Origin of the sequence: Flavobacterium alkalisoli, assembly GCF_008000935.1 — a bacterium.
Lineage (GTDB): Bacteria > Bacteroidota > Bacteroidia > Flavobacteriales > Flavobacteriaceae > Flavobacterium > Flavobacterium alkalisoli.
This window is the reverse complement of the sequence record NZ_CP042831.1, coordinates 1,003,648-1,026,611: the sequence shown is the minus strand read 5'-3', so window position 1 is coordinate 1,026,611 and position 22,964 is coordinate 1,003,648. Positions and strand designations below refer to the sequence as shown.

At 39.0% G+C, this 22,964-nt stretch carries 17 protein-coding genes and 1 pseudogene; 8 read left to right on the top strand and 10 right to left on the bottom strand.

All coding sequences use genetic code 11. From position 1 onward, the window contains the following. Positions 1–11: 11 nt before the first annotated feature. Both FUA48_RS04470 and FUA48_RS04465 read right to left on the bottom strand, forming a co-directional pair. The gene (locus tag FUA48_RS04470) at positions 12–875 is read right to left on the bottom strand and encodes a DUF58 domain-containing protein (protein ID WP_147582430.1); all 864 of its coding nucleotides are present in this window, start codon (positions 873–875) and stop codon (positions 12–14) included. A gap of 83 nt (positions 876–958) precedes the next feature. Further along, a complete protein-coding gene (locus FUA48_RS04465; RefSeq protein WP_147582429.1) occupies positions 959–1,963 on the bottom strand; it encodes an AAA family ATPase in 1,005 nt (334 codons plus the stop codon). A 261-nt stretch (positions 1,964–2,224) separates the two neighbouring features. On the opposite strand from FUA48_RS04465, the gene FUA48_RS04460 reads away from it, so the two are divergent. From FUA48_RS04460 to FUA48_RS04445, 4 genes are read left to right on the top strand one after another with little or no spacing between them, the layout of a single operon-like run. Further along, a complete protein-coding gene (locus FUA48_RS04460) occupies positions 2,225–3,094 on the top strand; it encodes an aldo/keto reductase (RefSeq protein WP_147582428.1) in 870 nt (289 codons plus the stop codon). A gap of 47 nt (positions 3,095–3,141) precedes the next feature. Then, a complete protein-coding gene (locus FUA48_RS04455) occupies positions 3,142–3,819 on the top strand; it encodes a hypothetical protein (protein ID WP_147582427.1) in 678 nt (225 codons plus the stop codon). Next, positions 3,770–4,603 (top strand): SDR family NAD(P)-dependent oxidoreductase, encoded by an 834-nt coding sequence (locus FUA48_RS04450; protein WP_449404036.1) that lies wholly within the window; start codon positions 3,770–3,772, stop codon positions 4,601–4,603. The genes FUA48_RS04455 and FUA48_RS04450 overlap by 50 nt, the downstream gene beginning before the upstream one ends. Positions 4,604–4,608: 5 nt before the next feature. After that, positions 4,609–5,748 carry an ATP-binding protein gene (locus tag FUA48_RS04445; protein ID WP_147582425.1) on the top strand — a complete coding sequence of 380 codons (1,140 nt, stop codon included), beginning with the start codon at positions 4,609–4,611 and terminating at the stop codon, positions 5,746–5,748. 33 nt (positions 5,749–5,781) lie between these two features. Here the strand turns inward: FUA48_RS04445 and FUA48_RS04440 are convergent, their stop codons facing one another. Then, the gene (locus FUA48_RS04440; protein ID WP_147582424.1) at positions 5,782–7,923 is read right to left on the bottom strand and encodes a T9SS-dependent choice-of-anchor J family protein; all 2,142 of its coding nucleotides are present in this window, start codon (positions 7,921–7,923) and stop codon (positions 5,782–5,784) included. Positions 7,924–8,028: 105 nt separating this feature from the next. After that, positions 8,029–9,426 carry a T9SS-dependent choice-of-anchor J family protein gene (locus tag FUA48_RS04435; protein WP_147582423.1) on the bottom strand — a complete coding sequence of 466 codons (1,398 nt, stop codon included), beginning with the start codon at positions 9,424–9,426 and terminating at the stop codon, positions 8,029–8,031. Between the two features lie 116 nt (positions 9,427–9,542). Between FUA48_RS04435 and FUA48_RS04430 the strand changes: the two genes are divergently transcribed. Beyond that, complete coding sequence (locus FUA48_RS04430) at positions 9,543–10,271, top strand: metallophosphoesterase family protein (RefSeq protein ID WP_147582422.1); 729 nt, start codon at positions 9,543–9,545, stop codon at positions 10,269–10,271. A 36-nt stretch (positions 10,272–10,307) separates the two neighbouring features. Here FUA48_RS04430 and FUA48_RS04425 read toward each other — a convergent pair whose 3' ends face one another. The 3 genes and pseudogenes from FUA48_RS04425 to FUA48_RS04415 form a co-directional block, all read right to left on the bottom strand. Next, positions 10,308–10,859 carry a tetratricopeptide repeat protein gene (locus tag FUA48_RS04425; protein WP_147582421.1) on the bottom strand — a complete coding sequence of 184 codons (552 nt, stop codon included), beginning with the start codon at positions 10,857–10,859 and terminating at the stop codon, positions 10,308–10,310. Between the two features lie 37 nt (positions 10,860–10,896). After that, positions 10,897–12,291, bottom strand: a pseudogene (locus FUA48_RS04420) (RtcB family protein). Between the two features lie 31 nt (positions 12,292–12,322). After that, positions 12,323–13,735, bottom strand: a complete 1,413-nt coding sequence (locus tag FUA48_RS04415) for a PcfJ domain-containing protein (protein WP_147582420.1) — start codon at positions 13,733–13,735, stop codon at positions 12,323–12,325. A gap of 632 nt (positions 13,736–14,367) precedes the next feature. Here FUA48_RS04415 and egtB point away from each other — a divergent pair. Together egtB and FUA48_RS04405 are read left to right on the top strand one after the other, a co-directional pair. Then, positions 14,368–15,516: an ergothioneine biosynthesis protein EgtB gene (gene egtB, locus FUA48_RS04410; RefSeq protein ID WP_147582419.1), complete on the top strand. Its 1,149-nt coding sequence runs from the start codon at positions 14,368–14,370 to the stop codon at positions 15,514–15,516. Positions 15,517–15,519: 3 nt separating this feature from the next. After that, entirely contained in the window at positions 15,520–16,473 is a 954-nt protein-coding gene (locus FUA48_RS04405; protein ID WP_147582418.1) for an L-histidine N(alpha)-methyltransferase, read from the top strand. A 53-nt stretch (positions 16,474–16,526) separates the two neighbouring features. Here FUA48_RS04405 and amaB read toward each other — a convergent pair whose 3' ends face one another. The 3 genes from amaB to FUA48_RS04390 all read right to left on the bottom strand — a co-directional run bounded on the left by amaB (position 16,527) and on the right by FUA48_RS04390 (position 19,958). Continuing rightward, a complete protein-coding gene (gene amaB, locus FUA48_RS04400; RefSeq protein WP_147582417.1) occupies positions 16,527–18,074 on the bottom strand; it encodes an L-piperidine-6-carboxylate dehydrogenase in 1,548 nt (515 codons plus the stop codon). A gap of 204 nt (positions 18,075–18,278) precedes the next feature. Next, positions 18,279–18,818, bottom strand: coding sequence for a 3-hydroxyanthranilate 3,4-dioxygenase (locus tag FUA48_RS04395; RefSeq protein WP_147582416.1), 540 nt, complete (start codon positions 18,816–18,818; stop codon positions 18,279–18,281). 60 nt (positions 18,819–18,878) lie between these two features. After that, positions 18,879–19,958 (bottom strand): endonuclease/exonuclease/phosphatase family protein, encoded by a 1,080-nt coding sequence (locus FUA48_RS04390; protein WP_147582415.1) that lies wholly within the window; start codon positions 19,956–19,958, stop codon positions 18,879–18,881. Between the two features lie 104 nt (positions 19,959–20,062). Here FUA48_RS04390 and FUA48_RS04385 point away from each other — a divergent pair, with 104 nt between their 5' ends. Further along, positions 20,063–22,963: a carboxypeptidase-like regulatory domain-containing protein gene (locus FUA48_RS04385; RefSeq protein WP_147582414.1), complete on the top strand. Its 2,901-nt coding sequence runs from the start codon at positions 20,063–20,065 to the stop codon at positions 22,961–22,963. The last annotated feature ends 1 nt before the right edge of the window (position 22,964 follow it).

Below are 22,964 nucleotides of genomic sequence, written 5' to 3'. Positions count from 1 at the left end.
ATCAACCTAAACTATCGTGATTTAAAATAGCCCAGCAGCTTAGTAACATACGACTCGTCTACACGCGTGCTTACAGTACCCGCCCCACATCGGCTAAAGGTTTCCTTAAAGTATTTTACCTTATCCTGATAGTATTTTTCATACTCAAGCCTTACCTGCTTAGAACCTGTATTTACAAGCAGGGTTTGCCCTGTTTCGGCATCGGTCATGTTTACAAGCCCAAGGTTTGGCATTTGCTCCTCTCTAGGGTCATAAACCCTTACTCCGGTAATGTCATGCTTTTTAGCCGCTATTTTCAGCGTATGCTCATAATCGGCTGCCATAAAATCGGAAATAAGGAAAACAATTGCCTTTTTCTTTAGCACGCCCGAAAGGAATTTAAGTGCCTGTGCAACATCCGTTTTTTTGCTTTTGGGTTCAAACTCAATAAGCTCACGGATAATACGCAGCACGTGCGATTTTCCTTTTTTAGGCGGGATAAAAAGCTCTATCTGGTCTGAAAAAAGGATAAGCCCTATCTTGTCGTTGTTTTGTGTAGCCGAAAAAGCCATAGTTGCAGCAATCTCTGTAACTATCTCCCTTTTAAACTGACTTTTGGTACCAAAGCTTTCCGAACCACTCACGTCTGCCATAAGCATCATGGTAAGTTCGCGCTCCTCCTCAAAAACCTTGATATAAGGTTCGTTATAACGGGCTGTTACATTCCAGTCTATAGCCCTTACATCATCCCCAAACTGGTACTGGCGCACCTCGCTAAAGGTCATACCACGTCCCTTAAAGGATGTGTGATACTCCCCCGAGAAGATATGATCGCTCAGCCTTCGGGTCTTAATCTCTATTTTACGTACCTTTTTTAATATATCTTTTGTATCCATAATCTTGCAGTGTAAAGTCTAAAGTTTTTAAAGTCATAAAGGCCTCTAGGCTTTCCTCTTTATGACATTTGACTTTATTACTACTATGGCACCTCAACCTGGTTCACTATCTTATTGATAATGTCCATCGAGGTAATGTTCTCTGCCTCGGCTTCATAAGTAATTCCAATTCTGTGGCGAAGTACGTCGTGAACTACTGCCCTAACATCTTCCGGAATTACATAGCCTCTTCTCTTTATAAAGGCATAACACTTTGCAGCCAGAGCAAGGTTAATACTACCCCTTGGCGAAGAACCAAAGCTAATAAGCGGTTTAAGGCTGCTTAGGTTATATTGTTCAGGATAACGGGTTGCAAAAATCAGGTCAAGTATATATTTCTCAATCTTTTCGTCCATATATACTTCACGAACGGCCTGCTGTGCCCTTAAGATCTGCTCAAGCGTTACCACCTGGTTTACCTTATCAAAACTACCGGCAAGATTCTGGCGAATCACCTGGCGCTCGTCTTCAATTTTAGGATAATCAATAACTGCTTTCAGCATAAAACGGTCAACCTGTGCTTCCGGTAGCGGATAAGTACCTTCCTGCTCTACCGGGTTTTGAGTTGCCATTACAAGGAAAGGTTTTTCCAGCTTAAATGTTTCTTCCCCAATGGTTACCTGCTTTTCCTGCATGGCCTCAAGTAATGCCGACTGCACTTTTGCCGGTGCCCTGTTAATCTCATCGGCAAGCACGAAGTTGGCAAATATAGGCCCCTTCTTAATACTGAATTCGTTTTGTTTTATATTGTAAATCATCGTTCCCACCACATCGGCAGGAAGCAGGTCTGGTGTAAACTGTATACGGCTAAAGGATCCGTGTACTGCCTGCGAAAGGGTGTTAATCGCTAAGGTTTTTGCAAGTCCCGGCACACCTTCAAGCAAAATGTGACCCTGACCCAAAAGTCCTATCAAAAGACGTTCTATCATGTACCTTTGCCCAACTATAACCTTGTTCATTTCCATGACAAGAAGGTCTACAAAAGCACTCTCTCTTTCTATTTTCTCATTTATTGCCCTTATGTCTAAAGCGGCAGTATTTTCTTCCATATTATATAGAGTTTAGAAATGTGAAGTTAATAAGCTTTTTTTACATTACAAATTCATTGCCGAAATTGAATTTTTGTTGTTAACATAGTGTTAATGCTTCATCAAAATACCAACATAACTCTTAATCAGTTAATTGTTTTTATAATTTTAGCCTGAAACAAATAAAAATTCAATAAAAATAGCAGCAATTAAAACGGGTACTACCCAAATAAAGTATATAAAAGTGTAAATTTATCACACTAAAAATCTTATTAAATACTTATGGATATTAATTTATCTCCCATCATAGCAGGAGCAATGAATTGGGGTGTGTGGAGCAGGAGCTTCACTACTGCCGAAATGGCAGAAATGATACAGAGCTGCATCGAATACGGAATAACTACTTTTGACCATGCTGACATTTATGGCGGATACACTACCGAAGCCGATTTTGGAAAGGCTTTTACACAAAGTGGTGTAAAAAGGGAAAATGTACAAATCATTTCTAAATGCGGAATACAACACACAATAGGTAACCGCGACAACAAGGTAAAACACTACGATTACTCTAAAGAATATATTATCAACTCGGCCGAAAACTCTCTAAAATATCTCGAGACTGATTACCTGGACATTTTACTGTTGCACCGCCCTAGCCCGCTGATGAATCCGGATGAGATTGCCGGGGCTGTTGAGAAACTAAAAAAAGAAGGAAAGATAAAACAGTTTGGTGTTTCCAACTTTACCAATTCGCAAACAGAACTGATTAAATCCCGCACTGATGTTTACTGCAACCAAATAGAGTTTTCTGCTACCTGTTACGAGCCTATGCTTGACGGATCACTGGACTACATGACCCTAAACAATATAAAACCATTGGCATGGAGCCCTATTGGTTCTGTTTTTAAAGAAGATAACGAACAAACCCAGCGCCTTAAGAAACTGCTTATGGAACTGGTTGTGAAATATGAAGTTACTGCCGATGTAATATTACTGGCCTGGATACTAAGGCATCCTGCAGGAATTATTCCGGTAACGGGATCAACCAGTCCTGAAAGGCTTAAAAACCAAATGAAAGCAACCGAAGTTGAGTTGGAACTGGAAGACTGGTTTGCCATCTGGACAGAAAGCATGGGTAATAAAGTACCTTAATTCAGTAATAGAGTTTGAAAGTCAAAAGTCATAAAGCCTAAAGAAAAATGAAGCTAGTAGATAAAGAAATAGATTCATGGATTGAGCCTTATGCCACAGTAGTTGGCAGTGGTGTGACTGTTGATATTGGACTTAAAGAAAGTGACATAGCAAAATATTTTTTAAAACTTACACAACCAGAAATATTTGAAGCATATGCTTTTTCTCTGACCTCTTTACGATTTTATGAAAGTATTTCTCAAGATAAATCTACTAACAACTTAATTGACTTACAAGAAGATGAATACAAAAAAATAAAGTGGAAAGATTTTTTTAAATCTAAAGATGTTGACTTTAGACTTAATGATGCCATTGCAAAAGCTATAGACCCCAAACTATCTCTTAATGAAACATATCCCGGAGATGGCCATATGGAAAAAGAGCAAATAAACTCATTTACAGAATGTATCCTTTCGTTATATGGAGATCAGGAAATAGAGGTTTTTTATGTGTTCATGTCAACTTGGGAAATGAAAAATCTTTTATATCAGGGTAATATTTCAGAACTTCCTAAACTTTTGAATAATCCTGATTTACGTTTAACACCCAGCCTTGTTTATCCAAAAGAAAAAAACTGGGCATTGAATACTGACTATGATTTACCATTCACAACCATAGGAGGAGAAAGTAGGTTAATTGATTTGCTGGCAGAAAAGAACAAAGACAAAATATACAGGATTAAATAAAAATCAAACTAATTACGCAACAACACGAAATATGAAAACAGCATTAATAACAGGAGCTACCAGCGGTATAGGCCGTGCAACGGCCACTTATTTTGCAAAAAACCATTTCAGGCTTATCCTTTGCGGAAGACGCGAGGAACGCCTGGCAGAGTTGCAGGATGAGTTTTCGTCACTTACACGTGTTCATACCCTTAATTTTGATGTTAGGGATAAAGAAGCTGTAGCCGAAGCCATACAATCCATCCCTGAAGATTTAAAAAATATTGATATCCTGATTAACAATGCAGGTAATGCACACGGGCTTGACCCTATTGAAAATGGGGATGTGGATGACTGGGATGCCATGCTGGATATTAACGTAAAGGGACTTCTGTATGTTTCTAAGGAGATAATTCCCGGAATGGTGGAGCGTCGCAGCGGACACATTATTAACATTGGTTCTATTGCCGGAAAAGAGGTTTATCCTAACGGTAATGTGTACTGTGCCTCTAAACATGCAGTAGATGCCATTAATCAGGGTATGCGCATGGACTTAAACCAGTATGGTATACGCGTGGGAGCAATAAACCCGGGACTGGTTGCAACAGAATTCTCTGAAGTACGTTTTAAAGGAGACAGGGAACGTGCCGAAAATGTATATAAGGGCTATTCTCCGCTTAAAGCCGAAGATATTGCAGATATTATCACTTTTGTGGTAACAAGGCCTTATCACGTAAATATTGCCGATTTGCTTGTTTTACCTACAGCACAGGCAAGTGCCACGATTCTGCATAAAAAAGTTTAAGAAATATGATTAATAAGCGCCTTCTTATCAAAAATCTGCTTGCTCACAATGATGAGAGCAGTTTTTATGATAAGAAGCGCCAGCTTAATCTGCATACTAAAGAAGGAAAGGCAAAATTTGTTAAGCACATCTGTGCGCTTTCAAATTCCAATCCCTCTAACAATTCTTATATTGTTGTGGGTGTTGAGGACCATGACAATGAAATATCGGGTACTGATTTCTATGATGACAGCCGTATACAAAACCTGGTCAATGCGTTTTTAGAAAACCCACCAAGAATACAGTATGAGAATGTTCCTTTTCCTCATTTACCAAAAGACAAGGTAGTAGGACTGGTAACCATCAAGCCGAACAACAAGATCTCTTATTTCAAAAAGAATATCTATACCATACCGGGCGGTACTGTATTTATTCGTTTAGGAAGTAATTCTACTCCTGTTGAAGAAGTCCCTTCTCTAAATTACCAGAATACCGCTACGGTTATTGATATAGAAAACAATTCCCGTAACAGTATAGCCCATACGCTTGAAGGCGTGCTGGATTTTTTAAATACCCGACATAAGGACATGACCTCGGGTTATAAAGTGTTTAAGGAACTGTTTATTGTATGCTGGGCAGGTAATAAGAAAGTGGTTAAGGGAAAAACATATTACTCCCGTGTGGATATAGAGCTTATTAATGAGCAGGTAAAGTTGTTTTATTCTGCCTTAGATGAAGTAAGCATTGATTATACAGATGATACTTTTTCCATTACCGAATACGTATCGTTAGGCCTTAATGACAAGACCAGTTATTATCCGCTGGAAGAGGTAAGCATCCATTTTCACGACAATGGTTATTACAAAATAGATTCAAACCTTTTGTTTGACCCTCCACAGTATAACCGTAAAATGATGTATCATATTTACAACTCCAATCTTTCCCTGTTGCATAAACTGGAAAAGGGCACACCATTATCGGAAAGGGAAAAACGTGATATGACGAACCTGCCTTCTACTTTTATGATTTGTTACCTTAACGGTTTTGAAGATGCAAAACAAAAGCTAATAGACGCAAAAGCACTCTTAAAAGCTCATGAAGACCCTGCCGTATATATATCCTTTAAAGAAGTAATGCGCGTACTGCGCAAAATGAAATATGCATAAAAAAGGCAGGTTTAAAACCTGCCTTTCCTTTTTTTATTTCTTAATAAACTTATAGTTTAGTGTTGTTGTTTCTGTTGTGAGTTTTATAAAATAAAAACCGGAATTAAGCGATTGTACATCTATACTACCCTGTAAACTATCCTGTTTAAAGCAAAGCTTTCCGTTTATATCATATACCTCAGCATAAATAATATTCTCTCCGCTTTGTGAAGTTATGTATAACCTTTCTGTTACCGGATTAGGATATAGTATAAACTTAACGGTATTAAATTGCTCAACACCTACAAGAGCTATTTCAGTATGGGCTGTATTGGTTATTATAGCAGGGTTAAAATCAAAATAAATATCAGCGATACTATTAAATTCATCTCCATCCTCTACTTCACTCAAAGGTTTAACCCTATAGGTAACAAAACCATGACTGCCCGGTTCGTCTGTAGTGCTGTCAGGAAGATGAATATTATCAAACTTAAATTCCAGTTCATTTTCCTGTCTTATAACCGTATAAGCATGGCTCGATGCTAAAGGCTCAAATGTACTCCAGTCAAAATTATCATCAAGGATATTTTCAAGCCTGATATTTACAGCATCTGCCGTACCCGTATTTTGAAAACGAATAGTATAATGCAGATAACCCTGAGCCTGCTCCATAGAAATGTATTCTCCTTCATGTACTGTTATATCGTTAGGATCATAAGAATTTACTATAGTCTGATATAAAACAGCACTGTTATCAGCAGGTGTATTTTCATTTTCAGGAACCGTTACATTAGAATCAAAACTGATTTCTTCGCCACCTATATTTTCAGGAGGAGGCATTACCGAAAAACTAACCGGGATATACTGCGTTGAATAAGGAGCTAAATTCATCAGATCAAAACTTACAATATCATCATTTAGGGTATATGAATTAGGTGAGCTATCAAACTCCAGCTTAACATCGTCAAATTGAACTGTAGCCGTAGCAGTTGATATTGCTACAGAACCATTATTTTTTACCAATAACTGATAATTGGCTACAAACCCGGGCCTTGCCTGATTAACAGGTATAAGTGTAATGCTTAAATCTGTAACTGCTTCAGGTTGTTCTAGGCATACGTTTAAAGTTAAATCTTCTTCGGCAAAATCAAATTCTTCTACTAAAGCAGGAACATTATTAAACCCAACAGCATTTACATTAACAGTTACTGTTGCTGTCTCAGCAGCTATATTATAAAAATTAAAATGACCTTGCTCATCTGTATAAACAGAATATTGTTCATCACCTATGGTTATAATCACTTCTGCGCCGGGAAGAGGTGTATCACATACACTATCTCCTTCACTATCGTAATTTACCACTCCGTTAAATCCGTTTAAAATATCAAAATAGAACGGGCCAGCCCATGAACTCTGCAACGCTTCAGAGCATATTGACCTTACATAAAACCTATACTCACCCATATCAAGATCAGTAACCGTATAAGTATTTTCATCAACGATAACCCCTTCACCCGTAGGTGCAGCATCTAAAGGCAATACCTCAATTTCCCATTGAGCAGTTTCACCCCAGGCTGTCCAGGAAAGTTCTGCCGAATCACCTGTAGTTGCCACCGCAAGATTATAAGGTTGCGGACATGCTCCCACTAAAGCTACGTTATCTATAATCCACGTGTTACCATCTTCTCCTGAGTTTATTTCAGTAACAAATGCAATATAAAAGTCCTGTCCTTCCATAGTTTCGGGGAAATAAACCTGGACATCAGTAAAAATTTCTCCTAGTGGATCCACTACCTGAACTATAGTATAATTAGATAATACAGAAGGATCTGCATCTGCAGGACATACTCTTACAGAACAAGTCCCTCCTTCTGGGCCAAAATCAAGATACGATGATTTAAACTGCAAAGACATTCCTGAAGCAATATTAACAACCGGAGTAACAAGCCAGTCTTGTGCAGTGCCTGATTCCGGAGCAAATAAGTTAACGTAAGCAGAATGGTAACCTTCATACACAGGTGTACCAAATAGTATTTGATCACCGTGCTTCCAGTCAAAATCAGTACCAATACCATTATCATAAACATTCCAGCCATCTGGTGGAAAAACATCGCCCTCGAAACTTTCAACATAAGGAGACTGGGCATAACAACTTAGGGACAACCCTAAGAAAGCGGTAAGGAGTTTTCTTTTCATAGCAAAAAATTAAATTGGTTTACTGCTAAAATACAAAATTTCACCAGTCCCTAATCTTATTTTTCTTATACTAAAAAAGGCAGGTTAAAACCTGCCTTTTATTTTTTATTTCTTGATAAACCTCTTATTTATCGTCATTGTTTCGGTTGTGAGCCTTATAAAATAAAAGCCTGATCTAAGGGACTGTACATCTATACTCCCCTGTAAATTATCTTGTTTAAAACAAAGTTTACCGTTTACATCATACACTTCAACAGCTTTTAGTTGCTCATTATTTTGGATGTTAAAATATAGCATGTCTGTTACAGGGTTAGGATATAAAGAAAGCTGAACAGCATTACCCTGATTTATACTTTTTGTTAAATCAACAAAACAAGGTATAGGCCTTACTTTATTAAAACACATATCGATATTTACATCCGGCTGTTCATTAAAGTCAACAAACATTGTTACCGGATCTATCTCTTTAAAATTTTGCGGAGCTATAACACTTATACTTACATTTGCTGAATTATAGAATAACGGATAAAAACTGTAATACCCCGTATTATCTGTATAAGTAGTATATTGCTGTTCGCCATCATTTATGGTCAGTATTACCTCAGCACCTTCCAGTCCGCTGTCGCATTCTTTGTCTTTATCACTGTCAAAACTTACAACACCTTCAATACCATTATACAATTCAAAATTGTACGGTCCTGACCACAAGCCTATGTTTGTTTCAGAACATACAGCTCTTACATAAAACTTATAATTCCCGGCAGCCAATCCGTCAACAGTATACGAATTTTGATTTACCAGCACCCCTTCATTAGCAGGTACTTCATCTGAACCCAGAAGCTCAACTTCCCAAAGTGACTCATTTCCTCCTGTCCAACTTAAAGTAGCAGAGTTAGGGGTTGTAGTAACCGCATTAAGGTTAGTAGGCAGTCCGCAATAATCTTCCTCAAAAGACACATTATCTATTAACCATCTGTCTCCATTATCTGTAGACATAACAAAAGCATAATAAACCTGTTGCCCTACAAATTCTAAAGGCACAGGTACATATATTTCATTATACTCAGCTTGTACCGGATTGATTTCAAATTCCGACCATTGCTTTAATGTAGCATACGCATCAATATTAAAAGGATCAGAATCAGTACTTATCATAAGTCTATACACATTTCCCTGATCTCCCTGAAGAGTAAGTCTGGAATAAAAATGTACAACAGGGCTGTCTCCCGAAACTGTTTTTAATGGAGTTATAAGCCAATCTACTGCCGGGCCATCAGGGTCGTAAACATTTTCACGATCCATAAAAGCTGCGTAATCGCCTTCATAAGGAGGGAAAAGAAAGAAGTCATAAAAACTCTGCTGCCAGGTTTTTATCCATCCGGAGTTGCTTTGATTAATAGTCCATCCGGGAGGAGGAAAATCGCCTTCAAAGCCTTCAACATCAGTTTGTGCAAAACATCCCAGCGAAATCGCCAGAAATAAGGTAAGGATTTTTGTTTTCATTATTGTGGTTTTTAGTTTAAGGCACTAAAATACATTTTTTGCTTATTTATATTAGTCACTCCAGTTTTATATTCATTTTAAATTTTCTTATCCTGTATTTTTCGTAAACTTGTAAAATGAGCAGAACACTTGTAATTGGGGACATCCACGGTGCTTACAGGGCACTGGAACAAATACTGGAACGCGCGGCGGTAACCGAAAATGACCGTCTTATTTTTTTAGGCGATTATGTAGACGGATGGGGGCAATCTCCTGAAGTTATAGATTTTCTTATTCAGCTAAAGCAAAAATACCATTGCATTTTTATGAGGGGTAATCATGACGACCTCCTTTTAAAATGGCTGGTTACAGGGCAACATACCGAACAGTGGTTTATGCATGGCGGACAGGTAACGACCGCTTCATACCTTAAGGTAAATGAGGAAAAGAAACAGCTGCACATACTTTTTCTGGAAAGTCTGGAAGATTACTATCTTGATGAAGACAATCGTCTTTTTGTGCATGCAGGATTCACCAACCTTAATGGCGTAAAGCACGAATACTTCAGTAAAATGTTCTATTGGGAAAGGACGCTTTGGGAAACCGCACTGGCATTAGATAAGTCTATGGATCCGAATGACCCACTTTATCCAAAACGTTTCACTCTGTATAAAGAAATTTTTATAGGCCATACACCGGTAACCCGTATAGGTGAAACCACTCCTATAAACAAGGCCAATGTTTGGAACGTTGATACCGGAGCCGCATTTAAGGGTCCGCTTACCATACTGGATGCCGACACTAAGGAATATTGGCAGAGTGACCCGGTATATAAACTCTATCCTGAGGAAAACGGGAGGAATTAATACTAAAAAAGACGGCTATAAGCCGTCTTTTTCTTATCAGGAAGATTCTTGTTTTTTCTTCTTTTCCTGCTTTTTGTCCGATTTGTTTTTTTCAGACTTTTTATCCATTCCTTTTTTGGTTTTAACTCTTTTTATGTGTTCATCCATAGTATCCATAAAACTATTATTGAGACATACCTTTTTAGCATCCGTATAATACTGTATTGCTGTAGCATACATCTCAAACTTTTCATACAACAAACCTTTATAATAAAACATAGAGGCTTTATCGATACCGGGAGCCCATAATCCCGCATCTATAATGGCGAGTGCTTCTTCGAGCCTTCCCAAATTTATTAAAAGCCCCGCTAAATGACTGTATACCGGAAAATAATCCCTATCAAGGTACAATGCCATCCTGTAATAGTATTCGGCTTGCTTATAATCTTTTAACTGCTCTTCATAAATAAGCCCCATAAGGCAATGCGCTCCCGCGTGCTCATCATCGGCTGCAATTACATACTGCAGTTTTTCTATGCATTCTTCCACATTAAAAGGGTAATTATCCAATGCCTGGATATACATCACTTCATAGGTACTAATTCCCATTGTTATTGTCTTTTTTGCTGTTTTGCAGCGATTAATTTTATCCTTTGTCCATTCGGACTATTTTTGGCATAAACATCCCTACCACATCTATAAGTTCGGTTTGGTTAGCCATTACTTTGGTAATATCCTTATAGGCCATAGGGGCTTCATCCATTCCCGCACCTAAAAGTGTAACCCCATAATCGTTAAGCACCTTTTTAAGGTCGCTTCGCGTAAGAGTTCTTTTTGCCTCAGAACGCGACAGCACCCTGCCTGCACCATGAGATGCCGAACTTAACGACAGCGGGTTTCCTTTACCTTTTACTATATAACCCGGTGCGGTCATAGAACCCGGTATAATACCCAGTACATCTTTTTGGGCAGGTGTTGCTCCTTTTCTGTGTACTATCAGTTCTTCACCGTCAATAATTTCCTTCCAGGCAAAGTTGTGGTGGTTTTCAACCATAGCCAGTGGCCTTGCTCCCAGTTCCTTTGCTATCCTTTTATGGATATCATGGTGGCAAGCCGAGGCATAATCTCCGGCAAGGTTCATGGCCAGCCAGTACTCCTGTCCGTCGTGCGTGTTAAGGTCCAGCCAAGCCAAATGCTTCGCTTCCTTAGGTAATGGTGTTTGCTTCATAGCCAGATAAGTATACTGCTTGGCAATGTTGGCGCCAAGCCCCCTTGATCCGCTATGAGAAAGCACTCCCACATATTTCCCGGGAGGTACTTTCAGTACATCATCATGTCACCTCAATGATACCAAATTCCACAAAGTGATTACCACCCCCCGAAGTCCCGAGCTGTTTATAGGCCTTATCCTTAAGTTTCTTTACAAAAGGAATATCCTTAAACTCGCTCCTTTCAAAAATCTCATGATCATTGGGCCTGCTATGCACTTCGCTCATACCAAAGCGTGTTTGCTTTTCAAGTATGTTTACATACTTATCCTTATGCCCTTCTATAAACGAAGGATTAATATCATACACACTAAGGCACATCCTGCAGCCAATATCTATACCCCCACACCATAAGGTATTACAGCATTTTCGGTAGCCAGCACACCCCCTATAGGTAAACCGTAACCATGATGCCCATCGGGCATAAGCGCACCCGCTTTAGATACAGGCAATTTAAGAGCAGTATACAACTGGTCTTTTGCACTGCTTTCTATCTCATTTTCACCAAAAATGGTAAACGGTGCGCGGTTAGCATTCAGTTGCCTGAATTCGGTTTTCTTCACATCGGTAAGTGCTTCGGCTATTTTTCCGAATATCCCGTCCTGTTTAAACTGCTCAGGAGCATGGAGTACCTCCTTAAGCATCCTGAGCACTTTTTCTTTAGGCTCCCGCTTATAATGTTTAAGCATGGCTGCTATTGCAATGCTTATTGATTTGTTTTGCGGGTATCCTATATCTATGAGGTCTTTCCCTCTTAATTTTAATTTTGCCATAATTTTTACATTTTAAATTAAGTCAGGCATATTATTCCTGACTACATTTTGCAATAAGCCACAGGATTTTCATAATGGCTATTATTATATAGCCTATGTTTCTGTCGCTTGTTGTCTCTTTAAAACCTGCATCTCTGTAAGGTTCATAATTCTGCCTCTGCATTGGCGGATTACCTGCTGCCTGAGGAAGTTGAATTGCAGGTTGTGGCTCATTATGTACAGGTACATAAAAATCATAATCAGCAGAAAGTCCTTCCTGTTTAGCCCATTTAATAATTACTTCATTGGCTTTTTCACTAATCATTTCATTATACCTTGCCTGTGCCTGAACTATTTCTTTAGCAACAACATCAACTTCAATGGTAGCAAGCCTTTCAAAATCACTATTTTCATGAGTAAATTTCCTCAAAGAGAAAATAGCTGATTCGCCGCCTGCACAAGCATCTGTATAATCGGCCACACAGTGAGACATCTCATAACCTTCCTCATATATTGCTTCAGAGTTTGTTAACTGTATAATACTAAACACCTCATCTTCTTTCTCAATATAAAAGTTGGTTATTGCTGCCGGTTTCCATTGGTTATAGCTTTCCGCAGCTTTTCTCTTCAACATCTCCCTTTCCCATTCAACGGCCTGCCTCAACAAAGCATCCCATGTCCTGCCTTTCATAGTGAAAGCAGCATTTTGGGCTCTTATGTAGAATACATATTCTAAAACCGTTTGAAACACATCCAGGCTAATCTCACCTTTTACAGTAGCAAAAAACTTAACCAATTCTGTCCTGAAAGCTTCGTTTTCAAAACTGTCACTCAAAGCAGACCACGCAATTAGTTCTGCCCTTTGTTTTTCAGCCCCAAAACCTAAAGCCTGCGCCCTCCTTATAGCTTTGTTTACAGACATATCGCTTGGCGTATTCCTGAATTCGTGAGCCATTTTACACGTGAAGGCTACAGGAAAACCGCTTAGCTTCTTAATACTATCTCCCCTACCCATTTGGATATACCACAACATATGTACTTTGTTCTCCTCGCCAAAAGCATTTACCATAAACTCAGGAACATCATACTGTGCGAAACAGTGTTTTACAAAACTCTTCAACTGGTCTTCTGCCGTAAAACCTTTCTTTTTCCAGGCATCAACACTCCTAACCATCTTATTGCCAAAAAAACTCATGTTTGCCAATACCCCTATAAACTCAGGGTTTCTTAGCATGGTATAACAACCTTCGCTGTATATGTGAATAAGTATACCTTTAAAGGTTTCCCTTCTCCAAACATGGTTAACGGCACTCATTGTTGAGAAATAGTGACAAATAGCACTTTCTATTGTCGTTCCTTTCCCAATAAGATCCTGCGGCTGTTTACTGGCCCTTTCTACAATGGCAACAAAACCTGTCGCCCTTACTTCCATAGCTGCCATAGCCATTGTTACTTGTGTTTCCATAGTTTTACTGCTTTACGGCAGCACTTTTAGGTGATGCCTGATGTTGTGATTCTAATCATTTATTGTTTTTTAAATTTTTGCTTAAATAAAAAGCCCGATTCACTTAAGAACCGGGCTTACCTAGTATAAAGGCACTATTCCTCCTTTCAGGAATTATCCGGTTCAAAAAATACAGCCCCTGTCCATGACTGGTTACTGATTATCTGTATGTTGTTGTTAAATTTTTTCATTGCATAAAAAAAGCCCGGAGCTTTTCAGTTCCGGGCTTGCGTATTATAGATTTGTTGTCAGACTATCTAAAAAAACTGTGCGCAATAAAACCCGGCACCGTTACAGGGAAATTTCCTGCAAGATCGTTATGGTATGTAGATTTTATTAAACGCATTGTTATTGTTTTTTCTGTTATTTTTCGTTTCGAGCTGCAAATGTAAAGTAATTTCCTAATAAACAAAATTTTCACCTCTATTTAAATTTAGAATAAATAACTAATACACAAACATATACAAACAAAACCCTTTGTTTTACTGCAAAAAAGGCCTTCAACGTGTGTTATAATTTGGTTAAAACAATTTTTAAAAACACCCTCTGTAAACATTCTTCGTAAATTAGTACTATACACCTGATTTACAACCATGAGTATTATTGACAAATACAACCATATAAGAAAAAGAACAGAAGATATTTGCAGCGTTCTTACTACTGAGGATTATGTACCGCAACCTGTAAATTTTGTGAGTCCGCCCAAATGGCATCTTGCCCACAGCAGTTGGTTTTTTGAGGAATTCCTGTTAAAAAAACACCTGCCGGACTATAAAGTCTATAACGAGGATTTCTGCTTTTTATTCAACAGTTACTACAATACGGTAGGCAATCGCACTTTTAGAGCGGAACGCGGGCACATAACCCGTCCTACCGTTTCTGAGGTATACGATTACCGCAATTACATTGATATGCACATGCAATTGCTGTTACAGCTTAAGGATCCGCAGGTTCATGAACTTGTAGAACTAGGCCTTAACCATGAACAACAGCACCAGGAGTTATTGCTAACCGATATAAAATACATTTTGGGATGTAACCCTTTGTTCCCTGTTTACAACGAAAACCTTGAATGGGAGAATCAGGAGAATAGTCAATCGGGATATATTTCTTTTCCCGAAGGAATCTATGAAATAGGTTTTAATGGCGACGGATTTAGTTTTGACAATGAGCACGGAAGGCATAAAGTATACCTTGAACCATTCGAAATATCTCAGGCACTGGTAACAAATGCAGAATATCTGGAATTTATTAATGCCGGAGGCTACCAAAACTTTAATTACTGGCACGACGAAGGCTGGGCTTGGGTAAATGAAAATCATATTGAGGCTCCGTTACACTGGCATAAAATAGATAAAGAGTGGCACATGTTTACGATGGCAGGACTGCAAAAAGTAAATCCCGATGCCACAGTAACACACATAAGTTTTTATGAAGCATGGGCTTATGCCGAATGGAAGAAAATGCGCCTCCCTACAGAGTTTGAGTGGGAAGCAGCTGCCATTCAGCTGGACTGGGGGAAACGTTGGGAATGGACAAACAGCGCTTACCTCCCTTATCCTCACTTTGCAAAGCCAGAAGGGGCTATAGGCGAATATAATGGCAAGTTTATGGTTAACCAAATGGTTTTGCGCGGTGCATCCTGCGCTACCTCTAAAGACCATAGCCGAATTACTTACAGAAACTTTTTTCACGCAAACGAACGCTGGCAATTTACCGGTATCCGTTTGGCAAAACGATAAAACATGAACACAAGCACACTTACTCCCTTTGCAGAAGATATACTGGAAGGGCTTAAAGCAGAAGAAAAGTATATACCGTCTAAATATTTTTATGACGACAACGGCAGCCGTATTTTTATGCAGATTATGAAAATGCCGGAGTACTACCCTACCGGCTGTGAGTTTGAAATACTTACAGGGCAATCGGGCAACATACTGGATTCATTGCAGTTTAAAAGCCCGTTTAATATTGTTGAATTCGGGTCGGGTGACGGGATGAAAACCAGGCAGATGCTAAAAGCTTTTCTTGACAAAGGTGCCGATTTTACTTATATCCCGATAGATATTTCGCAGGAAGCGCTTGATGCTCTGGAAAAAAACATTACATCGGTACTGCCGGAAGTAAAAATGAATCCTAAAACAGGCGATTATTTTGAGGTTCTGGAAAATATGCAGGATACAAAAACCCCCAACCTTTTTCTGTTTATGGGTGGAAACATTGGCAATTACCTGCACGATGAAGCTGCCGAACTGCTTAAAAAATTTAATGCCGGAATGAAAAAGGGAGACATGCTACTTATGGGTATGGACCTGCAAAAAAACCCCCGTATCGTTCAAAAAGCATATGACGACCCACACGGTATTACCAAAGCTTTTAACATGAACCTACTAAAAAGGATAAATACCGAACTGGATGCCGATATTAATCTGGACCAGTTTGATTTTTACAGCTTTTATAATCCTGAAAACGGCGAAGTACATACGTACCTGATAAGCCTTAAAAAGCAACGCTTTTACAGCAAAGTACTGGACTCTGAATTTACTTTTGATAAAGACGAAATGATTTGGACAGAGCTTTCAAAAAAATTCAGCTTGCAGGAAATATCTGGCCTCGCTAAAGAAACGGGATTTGAAGTAGTTAAGAACTTTATGGATTGCAGGCATTATTTTACCGACACCTTATGGATTAAAAAATAAAAAAAGGCTGCCAATTGGCAGCCTTTTTACACATAACAACTTAACAAATTTAATTACAAATCAAAACGGATACCTTGTGCCAATGGCAGTTCAGACCCGTAGTTTATCGTGTTGGTTTGTCTTCTCATATATGCTTTCCATGCATCAGAACCACTTTCGCGTCCTCCGCCTGTTTCTTTTTCACCACCAAAAGCACCGCCAATTTCAGCACCTGAAGTACCGATGTTTACATTGGCAATACCACAATCAGACCCTGCCTGAGAAAGGAATAATTCCATCTCTCTCATGTTTTGAGTAAAGATTGAAGATGAAAGACCCTGCGGAACATCATTTTGCATTGCAATAGCTTCCTCAAGGGTAGTATATTTCATTACATAAAGAATTGGGGCAAACGTTTCGTGCTGTACAATCTCAAAGCTGTTCTTAGCCTCAATAATACATGGTTTAACGTAGCATCCGCTTTCGTAACCTTCACCCTGCATTACACCGCCTTCAACAATTACTTTACCGCCTTCAGCTTTTGCTTTCTCAATTGCCTCAAGATAATTCTTTACAGAATCCTTATCAATAAGCGGCCCTACGTGATTGTTACTGTCAAGAGGGTTACCTATTTTTAACTGGCCGTAAGCATTTTTAAGTACGTCGATAGTTTTATCATACATACTTTCGTGAATGATAAGCCTTCTTGTTGTAGTACAACGTTGTCCTGCAGTACCTACTGCACCAAATACAGCCCCTACAAGTACCATGCTTAGATCAGCATGTTCAGATACTATAATGGCATTATTCCCTCCAAGTTCAAGTATAGTGTTACCAAAACGCTCGGCAACTGTTTTAGATACGTGGCGGCCCACACGTGTAGAACCTGTAAACGATACTAATGGTAAACGTTTGTCAGTATTCATACGGTCTCCGTTTTCCCTACCGTTTATTAAACAGCTAACACCTTCGGGAACATTATTTCTTTCTAATACTTTCTGTATAATATTTTGGCATGCAATACCACATAATGGAGTTTTTTCGCTTGGTTTCCACACACAAACATCACCACATACCCAAGCCAGCATCGAGTTCCAGCTCCATACCGCTACCGGGAAGTTAAATGCAGATATAATACCTACTATCCCTACCGGATGGTACTGCTCATACATACGGTGCATTGGTCTTTCACTGTGCATTGTAAGTCCGTAAAGCTGACGTGATAAACCTACTGCAAAATCGCAGATATCTATCATTTCCTGAACCTCACCTAAACCTTCCTGAAGGCTTTTACCCATTTCATAAGAAACAAGCTGCCCAAGAGGCTCTTTATATTTGCGAAGTTCTTCACCCATCTGGCGAACAATCTCACCTCTTTTTGGTGCAGGAATAAGCCTCCATGTTTTAAAAGCTTCCTGAGCTTTTACCATAGCTGCCTCATAATCTTCTTTAGTAGAAGATTTTACTTTTGCAATAAGAGTACCGTCTACCGGAGAGTAAGACTCGATAATCTCGCCGTTAGCGAAACTGTTACTCCCTGTTGATGTACCATCGTTTATTTCCTTTATGCCCAGTTTTGAAAGGGCTTCCTGAATACCAAACTGATCAGTAAGTGTTGCCATTTTTTAACTTTTATGCTTTTAAATGTTATATTTTACAAATATATGCCTTTTTTAATTTTAATCATTAAAAGTGGCATTTTGTTTATAAAATAGTAATATCAGACTATAAAAATCAGGATTAAAATAAGTTTTTACTATTCAGAGTACAAACTTTGACAGTCACTTAAAAAACTGAAATAAATTAGATTTCACAAAATACCAATACTACCTTTTAGCTGTAAACCTTGGGTCGGCTTCCATAACCGTACCGCATTTTTTACAGGTACGCAGGTGTTCATTATTGTAAAAAAGTTCAAAATGAGGTAAAAAGTCCTTTTCAATATCATTAAGTTCAAAATACACCTCATGCAGTTTGTTATTGCAGTTTTCACAAAACCATAAAAGCCCGTCGGTAAAACCTCTTCCTGCACGTTTTCTTTCCACAACAAGTCCTATAGACCCTTCACTCCTAACGGGCGAATGCGGCACTTTACCCGGATGCAGGTACATATCTCCCGCATTAAGTTCCATTTCCTTTCGTTCCCCGTTTTCCTGAATAATTACTTTAATTCTACCTTCCAGCTGATAGAACAGCTCTTCGGTTTCATTGTAATGATAATCCTTACGGGCATTAGGGCCTGCAACTATCATCACAATATAATCATCAGAAAGAGGGTAGATGTTTTTGTTGCCTACAGGCGGTTTTAAAAGATGGCGGTTTTCGTCAATCCATTTGTTAAGGTTAAATGGTTTCATGGCTCCCATGATAAGGCTTTTTAAATTTTACACTAAGGTACGCAAAATGAAAACGAGGATTAAATGTTTTTACATTTCTTTTATGAGATATATAAAAACAGGAAAATGGTCGCTATAGCCCACTACACCATCCCATGTCCTAAGGGGATAGCCCTTATATTTTCCGCTGGTTTGTGTAATGTATGTTTTGTTATAAACCCCGGCTTTCCAAAACTCCAATGAGGCAAAATCATCATGTATCAATGGTTCAGAAAGTATAATCTGGTCAAAGATATCCCAACTATCCCTATACGCTACAGATCCTACTCCGCTTCTAACCATATCTCCCATTGGGTTATACAGTTCCTTAGGCTTTATCTGCTCTCTCCTGTCGTTAGCAGCCAGTTCTTTACGCACACTGTTATTGTAAGGGCCATCATTAAAATCGCCCATGGTTATAATCTTAGCCTGTGGGTTAATGGCAAAAAGGGAGTCTACAATCTTTCGGTTAAGCTTGCCTGCTGCATCCCTGTAGGGCTTGGTTTTTTTTTCTCCTCCCCCTCTTGACGGCCAATGACTCACAATAAAATTGAATTCTTCACCGTCTAACAAGCCGGAAACAAGCAACTGACTTCGGGTAAAATATTTATGTGTTTTAACGGTGCTTAGTGTGTCGGGCAAATCTGTTATTCTTCCTTTCTCATCCAGCGTAAGTACTAATGGGATACTCTTATAACTCTCAGGCCTGAACTTTTTCTTATCGTACAATAATGCTACATCAATTCCTCTCCTGTCGGGCGAATCAAAATGTATAATACCATAGCCGGTATTTATTAGCTTAGGGTTCTTTACCAGATCTTCGAGCACCATCCTGTTCTCCACTTCTGCAAGGCCTATTATACTTGGCGGTTCGGTATTGGTTTCCTTACCTATATCTGCCAGCACGGTGGCAATATTATCAAGCTTCTGCCTGTATTTTTCTGTGTTCCAATAATAGTCACCATAAGGGAGAAATTCCTCATCGTTGGTTTTTGGGTCATTTATGGTATCAAATAAATTCTCCACATTGTAAAAAGCTACGGTATGTACCATATACTTCTTCTCTCCTTGTGCAAAAACACAGGAAAACCATAACAAAACCAAAATGCTTATAGTAATTTTTCTCCTCATTCAGTAAAATTTAAAACAAGCTTGTTTTCAAAGTTAAAATTTTATTGGCAAAAAATCTATATTTACAGCTTTAAGAAATTACTTACCAAGCACCTTACCTACTAATGAAAAAACTGCACGTCAGCTTTTTATTCATCCTGTTATCTATTGTTTGTACCGCACAGCAAACGGCACTCGTACAATGCAAAGTGCTCGAAATGCAAAGCGGCAACCCTATAGAAAACGCAATAGCAACCCTACAAAGCACTAACCAGACCGCCATTACCAATTCTGAAGGTGTTTTTATACTGGAAGTCCCAGCAGGGAAACAGGTTTTGGTAATAAGCAGCAGCGGATACATTTCGCAGACTTATAACCTGACCGTAGTACCCGAAAGAAAACTGGACTTGGGAATAGCATTGCTTGAATCTGATCTTACAGCCGAACAGCAGCTCAGCCTTATTACCCTTACCGAGGATGATTTAAACGATAACATTGTTTCCGATAATACTTCGGGATTATTACAGGCCTCAAAAGATATATTACAACAGTCTGCTGCCTATAACTGGTCTCAGGCACGTTATAAAAGCCGCGGACTGGAAAGCCAGTATGCCACCACTTTGATAAACGGGGTGAAGATGAACAAAATAAGTGACGGACGGCCACAATGGAACAACTGGAGCGGACTTAATGATGCGACCCGAAATCAGGAATTTAGTTTGGGCACCACACCATCCGATTATACTTTCGGTGGTCTTTTAGGCACTCAGGAAATTAATACCCGCGCATCGGTTTTCAGAAAAGGATCAAGAATTTCTTTTACATCGACCAATACATCCTACAACTGGCGCACTATGGCAACCTATGCTTCGGGGATGAATAAAAAAGGAATTGCCTATGTGTTTTCCGCCTCACGAAGATGGGCAGAAGAAGCTAATTTTGAGGGAACCGATTACGGCGGCAACTCACTTTTTTTAAGTGTGGAAAAAACACTGAATGACAACCACAGCCTGAACTTTACGGGAATTTATGCCCAAAGCAATCGTGGTAAGAACTCTGCCAATACTGAGGAAGTAACAAACCTTATGGGTGAAAAATATAATTCTTATTGGGGATACCAAAATGGCAGGAAAAGGAACTCTCGAGATATTGATATTGAAGAGCCGATACTTATGCTCACCCATTATTACAAGATAAACAGCCACAACAGCCTGCAATCCAACATCGCTTATCAGTTTGGTAAAATAGGCAATAGCCGTATTGACTTCCAAAATGTTGCCAATCCTGACCCTGTTTTTTATCGCAACCTACCCAGTTATTATACTTCGCAGTATAATAACAACCCTTCATCAGTACCTGATGAAGCCTATTTACCCGGAGGACTGGGCGGTGTGTATACAGGCAACACCCCCGAAAATATGGCATTAAGTCAGCAGGCAATACAAAGTTTTACTGCAACCCCACAGTTAGACTGGAACAGCATGTATCTTGCCAATACCCGTGCGGTAACAGATGATAATAATATTGAAACGGGACGCGTTGCCGATGTAAGCAAATATGTTTTGTATGAGGATAGAAATGATGACAGGACATTAACCGTAAACTCCATATTACAATCGCAGTTATCAAATAATATTCTTTTTAATGCCGGTATTTCATTTAAAAAACTAAAATCACACAATTACCAAAAACTGTTGGATTTACTGGGTGGCATTTATTATAACGATATTGACCCCTTTTTTACCGGTAATCAGGCACAATCCGATCTTAATAATACAAACAGAACTGTTGGCGTAGGCAATACCTTTGGCTACAATTACAATCTATATGCAACTCAGGCCGATGCTTTTACCCAGTTTAAATTCCTGTATAAAAAAACCGATTTCTATCTTTCGCAAAGCTATTCCCGTTCAGACTATCAGAGAGAAGGTCTGTACCAAAACGGCATTTATTCCAATAACTCTTTTGGCAAAAGCGAAAAAGTATCGTTTGATAATTTCGGTTTTAAGGGTGGTTTGTCATACAAGTTAACCGGAAGGCTCATGTTTGCCGTAAACGGACTTTATACGACAAAAGCCCCTGCCCTGCGCAATACTTTCCCCAATGCCCGGCTGAACAATACTATCGTTCCTGAAATAGCAGCTGAAAATATTGCTTCTGTAGATGCCGGTTGTATTATCAGGATTCCAAAACTCAAAGCCAGGCTTACGGCATTCTATACTCAGATAAATAACACTACCGAAACATCTTTCTTTTTTGCAGAAGGTATCTATCAGGGAGAAAATGCAGAAACCAATGCCTTTATAGCAGAGACCGTTACAGGTTTAAATAAAAGAATGATGGGAACCGAACTTGGGATTGAGTACAGTTTCAATACAACATTAAAAGCCCTTTTTAGTTTTGCTTACGGTCAGTATACATATAGCAGCAACCCAACAGTATATGTAAACAATGATGCCTTTGCCTCATTACAGCAGGAAGTAAATCTCCCCAATATAGCCACTTCGCCCACTACAAATTTTGGGGAATCACAACTTAAAAACTATAAGCTTCCGGGAATGCCACAACAGGCTTGTTCACTAGGATTTGAATACAGAGATCCTAAATACTGGTGGATTGGTGCTAATGCCAATTACCTTACCGGAAGCTATCTTGATATTTCTGCTCTTTTACGAACAGATAATTTCTTTAAAAATCCGCAGGACGCAAACGGATTCCCTTTTCCCGAAGTCACTCAGCAACGTTCAAGGGAGCTACTTAAACAGGAACAGTTTGAAGATATATTCCTTATGAATATAGTAGGCGGAAAATCGTGGCGGGTTAAGAAGAAAACCTATCTGGGCTTTTTTGCCAGTGTAAACAACGTATTCAACAGCATTTATAAAACCGGAGGCTATGAGCAGGCCCGCAATGCCAATTACAGGCAACTCAATCAGGATGTCTCCAGTGGCACGCCTTCATTCGGTCCGAAATATTTTTACAGCTATGGGCGTACTTTTTACCTAAACATCTATTACAACTTCTAAT

Coding starts and splice junctions, on each gene's coding strand:
- FUA48_RS04395 (WP_147582416.1), bottom strand. CDS start 18,818: ATGGGAGCCATGAAACCATTTAACCTTAACAAATGGATTGACGAAAAC.
- FUA48_RS04445 (WP_147582425.1), top strand. CDS start 4,609: ATGATTAATAAGCGCCTTCTTATCAAAAATCTGCTTGCTCACAATGAT.
- FUA48_RS04460 (WP_147582428.1), top strand. CDS start 2,225: ATGGATATTAATTTATCTCCCATCATAGCAGGAGCAATGAATTGGGGT.
- amaB (WP_147582417.1), bottom strand. CDS start 18,074: ATGGCAACACTTACTGATCAGTTTGGTATTCAGGAAGCCCTTTCAAAA.
- FUA48_RS04415 (WP_147582420.1), bottom strand. CDS start 13,735: ATGGAAACACAAGTAACAATGGCTATGGCAGCTATGGAAGTAAGGGCG.
- FUA48_RS04440 (WP_147582424.1), bottom strand. CDS start 7,923: ATGAAAAGAAAACTCCTTACCGCTTTCTTAGGGTTGTCCCTAAGTTGT.
- FUA48_RS04470 (WP_147582430.1), bottom strand. CDS start 875: ATGGATACAAAAGATATATTAAAAAAGGTACGTAAAATAGAGATTAAG.
- FUA48_RS04425 (WP_147582421.1), bottom strand. CDS start 10,859: ATGGGAATTAGTACCTATGAAGTGATGTATATCCAGGCATTGGATAAT.
- egtB (WP_147582419.1), top strand. CDS start 14,368: ATGAGTATTATTGACAAATACAACCATATAAGAAAAAGAACAGAAGAT.
- FUA48_RS04390 (WP_147582415.1), bottom strand. CDS start 19,958: ATGAGGAGAAAAATTACTATAAGCATTTTGGTTTTGTTATGGTTTTCC.
- FUA48_RS04405 (WP_147582418.1), top strand. CDS start 15,520: ATGAACACAAGCACACTTACTCCCTTTGCAGAAGATATACTGGAAGGG.
- FUA48_RS04430 (WP_147582422.1), top strand. CDS start 9,543: ATGAGCAGAACACTTGTAATTGGGGACATCCACGGTGCTTACAGGGCA.
- FUA48_RS04455 (WP_147582427.1), top strand. CDS start 3,142: ATGAAGCTAGTAGATAAAGAAATAGATTCATGGATTGAGCCTTATGCC.
- FUA48_RS04465 (WP_147582429.1), bottom strand. CDS start 1,963: ATGGAAGAAAATACTGCCGCTTTAGACATAAGGGCAATAAATGAGAAA.
- FUA48_RS04385 (WP_147582414.1), top strand. CDS start 20,063: ATGAAAAAACTGCACGTCAGCTTTTTATTCATCCTGTTATCTATTGTT.
- FUA48_RS04435 (WP_147582423.1), bottom strand. CDS start 9,426: ATGAAAACAAAAATCCTTACCTTATTTCTGGCGATTTCGCTGGGATGT.